The following is a 9,317-nucleotide window of genomic DNA, read 5'->3' on the forward strand; positions in this document are numbered from 1 at the left end:
ATTTATGCCTGAGTTGCTTCAGATAACGCCTGTATCCGGCCGAAAAGTGTCATAAGCGCGTTCTGGTTTACCTCGTCATAAGCTTTTTCTTTCAACTGCTGACTCATCGTGTCAGTGAGCGACGTCTCTGCACAAAGTGTTGCGATAGCCTCTTTCCAGGCGTTCGGGTTATGCTTTACTTTCCAGCCGGGAACGGATTCACCGAATGTAGGATGATCGCTATATATCGCCGGTATCCCCATAACCGCTAACTGCATGAGCACGTTGTTATCTTTGTAACGGTTTTCATCATTGTTGCAGCGCGGAAGCACGGCGATATCGGCTTCACAATGCAGCAACTGCGCGACCAGGCGGGCCTCAGTCTGAAAACGGTACGTTTCCCTGATATAAGGCAGCCATTCCGGCGGACAATGCCCAATGACAATCCAGTCAAGCCTTTCAGCACTTGCCATTATCGCTGAAGTCAGTAATTCACACTCTTTCTTCCTGAGATCGTATGTGAAACACACGACACGGCATTTGTCTTTTTTCTGCTTAACCCTATCCTGACAGGGTTGCACTAAAACATTGGGAAGAATAACGACAGGTTTATGGCGCTTTTTGAGCCAATTGGCCAGGGCATCGCTGTACGTTAGCCAGTTATCGATAACATTATCTTCAATTAATTTTTTATATTTCCGCGCATTCGGATCGTCCTGAATAAGATAATGAACACGACAGGTTACGGCGTTTTTGAGTTGCCTGATTGTCTGGCAGGCGAGATCCGACAGTTCGCCGCTGATAACGAGCTCGTCAGGATGATGCCGCAATAATTCTGGCGCGGAGGGTATCTGTTCAAGAAGCACGCTTTTGACGCCGCCGGCATTCGTTAGCCTGTCCAGAGCGGTGATAAATCGCTGCACGCCAGTATCATTCTGATCCTGCGCGATAAAAATGACGGTGCGTGTTTCGCTATGTTTGAGCGGATTCCAGCCCGTGACTAACGTTCTGTCTGCGGTAAAAAGGGTTCTGTTCAGGCTTAAATTTTTATTATAAGCCGGATCATCTGCCAGAACAGGGAGCCAGGTGTGATAGAAACGGTCGAGGTCCTGTGAAGGCGACAACGCGTAATTTGGCGGAAAGTCCGTCACGGCTTCCTGTTTCGCTACGACGCTGTAGGGTGTGCATATTGCCCGACCGCCCTGCTGAACCAGTCGCAGATTCAGGTCCAGTCTGGCCAGCAGAGGTTGTGTGTAAGCCGTATCAAATCCGCCGATCTCCAGCCATCTGTCTTTTCTGATTAACAAACAGTCTGTGGGCAACGTCGAATAACTACAGTCGCTTTGATAACGTGACAGGTAGCCTGCATTGCCCCATCTTTCGGCATAACCGACGGGGAAGGCCAGGCCCCGAACCCCAAGAATTTCTCCGGCACATAAGATCTGACTGTCCAGGTTGATAATATGAGGCGCGACGCAGACAACGTCATGCCGTAGAGCATGACATGCCAGCGCCTCCAGCCAGCCGCGGCTGACAAATAAAACACTGGGATCCAACAACAGCAGAAACTCGCCTTCTGCCTGCCCTGCTACCTCATTAATCGCAGCTTCCTGGGTTTGGCTACCATGACTTTTCAGGATGTGGATGTTAACCGATGCTGTTGACAAATTTGTCGTCAGCCAGGCCGTGATAGCCTCAGAGGTCGCTGGCGTCACAATAACAATCAACTGGCATAGCGGTTGATAGGTTTGTTCAAATAACGTGGTGATGCAACACTGCAGTTGATGAATATCCGTGCCAGCGACAAGTATGATGCTGAGCGAAATAACCGGCTCCATGCTGTATTTTAACCGCCACGGCTTACCCGGCTGGTGCTCCACTACACCTTGGCTGAAGCCCTGCTGCTGAAGATAAGATTGCAACACAGCATGTTCCTGCTGAAGTTCCTGTGTCACACAGCTGTTCAGAGCAGTCACGGTAAAGACTTCTGAAACATGGCCAAAGGCATTGCGATCGTACGTGGCTAACAACCGTGTAACCGCATCCAGTTCATAGCACTCCGAAAAATCAGCATTAAACCCGCCAATAGCCATCATGGCGTTTCGCGCGAAGATCCCGCGCTTGAGATAGAGTGAAGGCTGACTCAGAAAAAGATCCGGGCAAAATGCAGGCTTAAAATGGGGATGAATTTTCCCTTCATTGTCAGAGAGGCCTTCATCCGCGTAAACAAAAGCGCATTCCGTTCTGCTGCTCAAGGCTTCAGCCATGAGTCGTAAACTTTCCGCAGTAAACTGGCATCCGGCAGGGACGACGTATATCCAGTCGTAAACGTTCTGCTCCAGATAACGATTAATTTCGCCCAACCATACCTCAGGCCCGATTTGAACGACACGATCATCAGAAACGTGTCGCGTTTCCTGATGAGCCGCCAGTAAAACAGCGCATCCTTTTACATGATCTAACTGAGGCAGTAAGGTATTCAGCGTCGTGTTCATGTCTTCTGCGCGACCTGACTGCACGGCAATCAGCATTCTGAGGCCTGGCGGTGGCGCAATACTCTGCACCTTTTCAGCAGGAACTGGAAGTAGACGCTTATACAGCCAGTCATTCAAAGCGTGTCGCTTATCATGCGCGGCACGTTGCTCGGCCTTTTCTTGTGTCAACGTAACGAAGTTTTCAAACTGTTGCTGACTTCGCGCGCGTCGGACCAGAAAATATTCACGCATCTTCCATAAATTCTGGCGCTCGTTATCAATCGCTTCCTGGGTGTTTTCCCAGCAAAATCCAGCGCCACCGTTGTCACGCACGGTTTCCTGCGTAATGGCATACTTTTCATAACCCGGTGCGGTTAACGAAACTACGGGACTTCCGCATAAAATCGCCATTGCGCAGGTGCCCGAGGATTCATACGAATAAAATACGCGCGTACGCTTGAGCACAACGGCAAGTTCTTTCAGAGGCAGTGGGTTTGCCATAGACAAGATTTTGGTATCTGCAGGGAGTCGGCTGAAATCAACAACCGATTCAGGCACACGATTCAGGTAGAGAATATTAAGGTCTTTCTCCGGGTTGTCGTCACAAAATAATTGCAGATCAAACGATTCAATTCCCAATATCTGTGGATCAACCGCTTTTTCAGCAAATTCGTTGCGGTACCAGAAAAATAAATCTTCTGGTCCTTCATGTATCCGATTATTCATGATCACGCCTTCCCGGTTCAGCATATAGCGAACACAAACGGGCGCGGAGAGAGGGTTTCCCGACACGATTTCAGGGTAAATGGCAATCCAGGGTTGTCCGCTGTTTTGAATAACCATCCAGTCTTCACTGTTTATCACCGGCGTATTCCATTCTGGATTTACCCGGCAATTAACCATCCAGGCTTTACCGCCCTGTTCGTTAATCATATGACAGAGCTGATGAATAACCTGAACGCCGGATGACGATTCGATGTAATCAGGTGCCAGAAGTAAGTATGGAAAGGTGAACCCACGCATAACAGCCTCTTTTTCTACAGGCGCGACAATGAAAAGCTGGCGTTGCCTGAAAGTCGTGTGTCTCTACGGAGACCTTATGTCCAGTCATGTAACGACGGCGTCATCATCAAGACGACGCGCCGCAACCGCTTCAGGCAGAAAGCCAACCTTTCTGCCATTCATCTAATCCATTCTCCCTTAGATACCAGTCCTGATGGACGGCAGCACGGAGTTGATCGCCCAGATGATAAGTGGCCTCCATGTCGCCTAAGTGCGAGCGGATAGCGCCCATCCAGTCTTTGAAGCGGTTTTCAACCAGGGTCACAGGCAATCCACAGCGATAAGGCTCGATACTGGTCGCGATAATGGGCACGCCGCAGGTGCCAATCTCCAGCAGCCTAAGGTTACTTTTGCATTCATTAAACTGGTTGATTTCAAGAGGAACCAGCGCCAGATCCAGGTTGAGGCTGGCGAGTTTTTCTGGATACATCTCAAAAGGCACGCCTGGATGGAATTCGCAGTGAACGCCCCGGGGCTTCATCCCCATGAACACCCATTCAACCTTATCTTCCAGTTCCTTGATAATTGGCAATAAAATTTGCAGATCGCCCGTGTGCGTGCTGCCGCCTGCCCAGCCGATACGCACCTTACGCCCGACACCACGTTGACTCAATAAGTGCCCCCACTGTGCTTCCGCCAGTCGGTTTTGCGCGATCCGTATATCGGCGTGAAAGCGGCTGTAAGCCTCAGCCAGTGGCGCCGTGGAAACGACAACCCAGTCTGCGGACTCCATCACTTTGCGAAGATTTTTGACGATCTGCTGGGGAAAGTGGTTGCGGTTGCCATTTTTTAACGGCACGTTCAGCAGGAAATCATCATATTCCACCACGATCTTCGCGTCGCTGACGTCCCGATACTGCTTCATAATTGAAGGGAAGCGGCTTCCACTTAATGACTCCAGCAAAATGATGTCTGGTTGCAGAAGCGCCACTTCCATGACGCCGGGAATCTGCTGGGTCATACCGCCTTCTAACAGCAGATTACTTTCCAGCGCTTTAAATGGCTGGACGATACGGTGATTGCCACATCCCTGCCAGTCAACGTGATGCGCTAACACAACCGGCAAGGGGCGCCCCGGTAACGGCTGCTGGAAACGCGCCGTTCCTGCGCCAAGCGTGAACGCTTTACCTGCCCGCTGCATTTGTTGATTATTGCTGGGATCCCGCAAGAGCATCGATCGCCATTGGCTGCGAAGCTTGCTGTAATCGTGAAGAAAAGGTCTTTCCTGCACATGGAATTTTTCCGTCATCAGTCGGGTTGCTCCGCCCATATGACGAACGCGCGACCATGGTGTCCAGACGTTCAGGTAACCTTGCTGTAAAGCGCGTAGGCCCAGATCAACATCCGCGAAATACAGGGGATACTCTTGTTCAGCAAATCCACCCAGACTAAAAAAGACCGATTTGCGAACCATCATGCAAGATGCGCTTACCGCGGCCAGGTTGTGCTCAGTTTGCAGATAACGCTGGAAGCCTCTGGCTTCACCATCAACCCCATCCCAGGGGCTGTCTACACCATTCTGTACGCCGAGCAGAAAGCCGCCATGCTGTATCCGGCCATCCTGATACTCCAGACGAGCGCCCGCCAAGGCAATTTCCGGACGCAAGGCATGTTCGAGCAGTGCATCAAGCCAGTCCGGATGGGTAATTTGGCAGTCGTTATTGAGAAACAGCAGTATGTCGCCTCGTGCCTGTTCCGCAGCACGATTATTTATGGCTGCAAAGTTGAACGGCGCGTCGTAGCGTAGGACCTTGATTTGTTCGATATTTAATTTTTCAAGATCGTTAAGAAATGCACACGCCTGTTCGTCCACTGACTGGTTATCAACAATCAGCAATTCATAATAGGGATAGCGCGTTTTCTCCATCAACGTATCAATACAGGTACGTAATAAGGCGGCGTGGTCGCGGGTGGGAATAATAATTGAAACCAGCGGTTTAGCATCCCAGTGATAACGCACCCGCATCGTGCCCAGATTCATTCCGGCGTCAAGTGATGCCGTAATCCCTAAACGTTGTAAATGTGCTTTAACAACGTCCTGATAGGCTGCGCTGTAATGGCTTTCCTCGAACCAGCGGCCGTTATCTTTACTGCTCTTTACCACCACTTCTGACAGATGACCAAGTGCACCCGGCCCTTGCTGTTCAATGCATTGCCAAAGAAGTTGATAAAGTCCGAGGGGATTCATTTCATCGGTGATCCCCCCTGCTGCCTGCGCCTTATGTTTGTCAAACATCAGCGTGCGGCCCACGTAAGGCGTGCTTCTTAACAGATCGATATTAGGCGCGGGTCGCAGTATGACGCCGGGTTCATTGTTTTCATCGTTAAAGCTCTCATCGCAATACCAGAAGGCGGTATCAGGATAGCGCAAACGGTGTTCAGCCATGAGCAACAAGGCATCCGGTAAAAGCTCATCTCCTGCCATGACAACAATAAATGCGGAAGGGGCGCTTGTGTCTTTGAGCAAGTGGTTAAGTTCAGCCAGCCAGCCCTTTTCACATCGCGCAAAAGTTCCTTCATCTAAAACGACATCATCATCGCTTAATAAGCTTATTGTCGAGGGCGGCAGTGTTTGCTCCCTGACCGCAGCCAGAGAACGTTTGCAGTCAGCTGCGTTGCCTTTTTCATTAACGATGACGACGCCGATGTGACCACTTTCTGGAACGGCTCCAATAAACGAGAGTAATGCTGCCCGACGGGCGTCCGTAATACGCCTCTCTTTAAGCCACTGCTCTATAGAATAGTTTTTGTCTACCCATGACAACACTGACTGGCTATGGAAACGCAAAGCGTGATGCGCGCGTTCATCCATAGACCATTTTTTGGCTACAAGTGGCAGGCTAATGATTTTGTCGATGGCACAAGACAGGTCCCACTGATTCCGGAAGCGGTCTTCATTTGCAAGCGTCCAATGCAGTGCATCCTTGAAGCCACGTTTGAGTAATTCAATCCATTCATCCGCATCAGGACAAAACTGCAGGTTAACGACAGTAAAATGTGATTTATCGAACTCACTAAAATTATGCTCGCCTAAATAGCCTTCAACATAATTTGTAGAGGCGAGAAACACAGGAATACCGAGGATGAGTGATTTCGCCACAATCTCATCACTACCGATAACGGCATCATAATTATTGAGCCACTCAGGCTCAATACGGCTAACAGGCTGGCTGCAATCGAACCATTCCAGGCTGATTGCTTGTGCTTTGAGCTGCTGCTGCAGTTCATACATTTCGGCAGAAATATCAGGCGCAAAATAAAGCACCTTTTTCAATTCTGTGCGAATCCTACGCTGCCCGAATGCATTGAATGCAGGGGAGAAAGTATAGGGTAAAACCTCTACCTGACCGGGTAGAAGGCCGTTCTGGAGTAATCGCTCAGAGATCGCCGGCGACAGGCTGAGAGAGAGTGAAGCAAGCTGATTCTCAAGCTCAACGCCCCATGGCATATAAACATCGTGATAGTCGTAAAAATGCCGGAAAATAACGGGCGCGGTTCTGGAAAATAACCCAACAGAAGACAGGAGTTTCTGGCTAAAAAAACCTTTGTAAACCAGGATAAGCCCATACTCATCGGCCAAAGTGCCCAGCTTTTCGCTGATGATGCGAAAGTCTGGATTCTGTCTGAGCCTTTCCAGTTCAAATGACACCGTCTTACCGTACGTACTGGTAACAACGTCAACCTGCCATCCTAAGGACAAAAAAACATCAATGATATCGAGCGCTTCATTAACGTGAATGGAAAAGTGCTCGAATCTGTCGATGCTAATTAAAAGCCTGCTCATCTGATATCCTCTGGTTGTGCATCAGCAAAATCTGCACGCACATAGATCACCCATATCAGACTATTGTAGAAGTGTAAGCGACTAACTTAGCGGGACATTAGCTACAGTAAACCGGGCTAATTAAAGCGATTAAGCAAAAAAACGCCCTCATTTCTGAGGGCGTTTTTATTAATACAGGTTTTGCGGCGATTAACGCAGCAGAGACAGCATGGTCTGTGGAACCTGGTTGGCCTGGGCCAGTACAGAAGAGCCGGCCTGCTGCAGGATCTGCGCACGGGACATGTTCGACACTTCCGTTGCGTAATCCGCATCCTGGATACGGCTGCGGGCCGCGGTCAGGTTGGTTACGGTGTTGTTCAGGTTGCTGATGGTGGACTCAAAACGGTTCTGAGACGCACCCAGCAGGCTGCGCTGGTTATCGACTGCTTTAATGGCAGCATCAATATCGGCCAGCGGCGCACCATCAGTGCTGCCACCGCTTGTTACGGTACCGCTCAGTACGTCAAAGCCTTCTGCAGCGGTAGTACGGGCGTTGCCATTGATAGTCTGACCTGTAGTCTGAGACGTCGCACCAGAGGTATTGAACAGGTTGAAACCGTTACTTGCACTGATGGTGATACCAATGGTTTCACCGTCTTTCGCGCCAACCTGGAAGTTGTAGGTGCTGCTGCCTGAACCGGTGTTCAGCACTTTGATGCCGTTGAAGTCGGTCTGCTTGGTGACGCGGTTGATCTCTTCCATACGCTGGTTAACTTCAGCCTGGATTGAGTCTATGTCAGACGCTGAGTTAGAGCTGTTCTGTGCCTGAACGGTCAGGTCACGTACGCGCTGCAGGTTGTTGTTGACTTCGGTCAGTGCGCCTTCAGCGGTCTGCGACAGCGAGATACCGTCGTTGGCGTTACGGGCAGCAACGGTCAGGCCGTTGATGTTAGAGCTGAAGCGGTTGGCAATCGCCTGACCCGCTGCGTCATCTTTTGCACTGTTGATGCGCAGGCCGGAAGACAGGCGCTCAATCGCAGTACCCAGTGATGACTGAGATTTGGTCAGGTTATTCTGCGTAACCAGAGACAGGGTATTGGTATTAATAACTGCCATAATAATTATCCTTCATAAAAGAATTATAGGGTTCGGATTTGGCCTGCGGCTTCATCGCCTTCAATATTGTTATCGCCCTCCTGGCTTAAAACTTTATGCTTTAGTCTTTTTTTTTACCAAAGAGGACAACTGAAATTTGTTTACAAAAGGCTTCCCAGGTCAAGGTCGGGCCGTACTGAAGCGTAAACTTACCGTATTCCTGGCAGCAGGCGCTCCCCTGCTCACTTTCCCCTGTATTAAAAAACGTTATTAAATAGGCGGTTATATTTTTTCGCCTATTTATTCCGTATTAAAACCTTTCACTTACCGGTTTTATTGAAAAGTGGCTCCGCTTTAATATGATGCCACCACCGAGACAAAATGTTATTTCTGCAATAAAGAAACATCGTGATATCTCAGTGCCTGTTCGGGCAACCTGTTTCAGCATTCCATCTTCAATAATCCATTCCCAGAAAGGCGTGATAATAACATTGCGTTAATAATTGCTATTCATCATCTCATGTCAAACCGCTTCCCTTTTAAAAGCCAGTCGGCCTGAACATGAACGGATATAACGCAAGATGTCATAGCCGTGCCTGCCAGAACCACTTTCAGGAACGAATCAGCATCAGGATATGCACCTGTTTTAGCCCAGGCCCTCAACGCAGCATATTTCTGTCTATTCCCTTACGTCAGCGTTCGATACTCAACGCTGTGAGCTGACCTGCCAGAGACTCACCGACGTGAAATGCCGTATGAATCCCTGTAACATTCAAGCAAGCGTTTCACTTTTTCACCCACAGCCATGAAGACATCATGTTTTCAGGCAATAAAAAAACGCCCTCATCACTGAGGGCGTTTTTATTAATACAGGTTTTGCGGCGATTAACGCAGCAGAGACAGCATGGTCTGTGGAACCTGGTTGGCCTGGGCCAGTACAGAAG

Annotated in this window: 3 protein-coding genes; all 3 read right to left on the minus strand. The window is 49.5% G+C overall.

The window, feature by feature from the left end; all coding sequences use genetic code 11:
• Positions 1 to 2: 2 nt before the first annotated feature.
• Complete coding sequence (locus DFO57_RS06410) at positions 3 to 3,476, minus strand: glycosyl transferase family 2 (protein WP_014605575.1); 3,474 nt, start codon at positions 3,474 to 3,476, stop codon at positions 3 to 5.
• 130 nt (positions 3,477 to 3,606) lie between these two features.
• On the minus strand, positions 3,607 to 7,299 hold the full coding sequence (locus tag DFO57_RS06415) for a glycosyltransferase (RefSeq protein WP_064373935.1): 3,693 nt from the start codon (positions 7,297 to 7,299) through the stop codon (positions 3,607 to 3,609).
• A 189-nt stretch (positions 7,300 to 7,488) separates the two neighbouring features.
• On the minus strand, positions 7,489 to 8,394 hold the full coding sequence (locus DFO57_RS06420) for a flagellin (protein WP_014593938.1): 906 nt from the start codon (positions 8,392 to 8,394) through the stop codon (positions 7,489 to 7,491).
• Between the last annotated feature and the right edge of the window lie 923 nt (positions 8,395 to 9,317).

It is taken from the genome of Pantoea sp. AG702, assembly GCF_003182295.1.
Classification (GTDB): domain Bacteria; phylum Pseudomonadota; class Gammaproteobacteria; order Enterobacterales; family Enterobacteriaceae; genus Pantoea; species Pantoea ananatis.

What these genes read in the sequence shown, in the direction of transcription:
- DFO57_RS06410 (WP_014605575.1), bottom strand. Translation starts at nt 3,476, where the DNA reads ATGCGTGGGTTCACCTTTCCATACTTACTTCTGGCACCTGATTACATC.
- DFO57_RS06415 (WP_064373935.1), bottom strand. Translation starts at nt 7,299, where the DNA reads ATGAGCAGGCTTTTAATTAGCATCGACAGATTCGAGCACTTTTCCATT.
- DFO57_RS06420 (WP_014593938.1), bottom strand. Translation starts at nt 8,394, where the DNA reads ATGGCAGTTATTAATACCAATACCCTGTCTCTGGTTACGCAGAATAAC.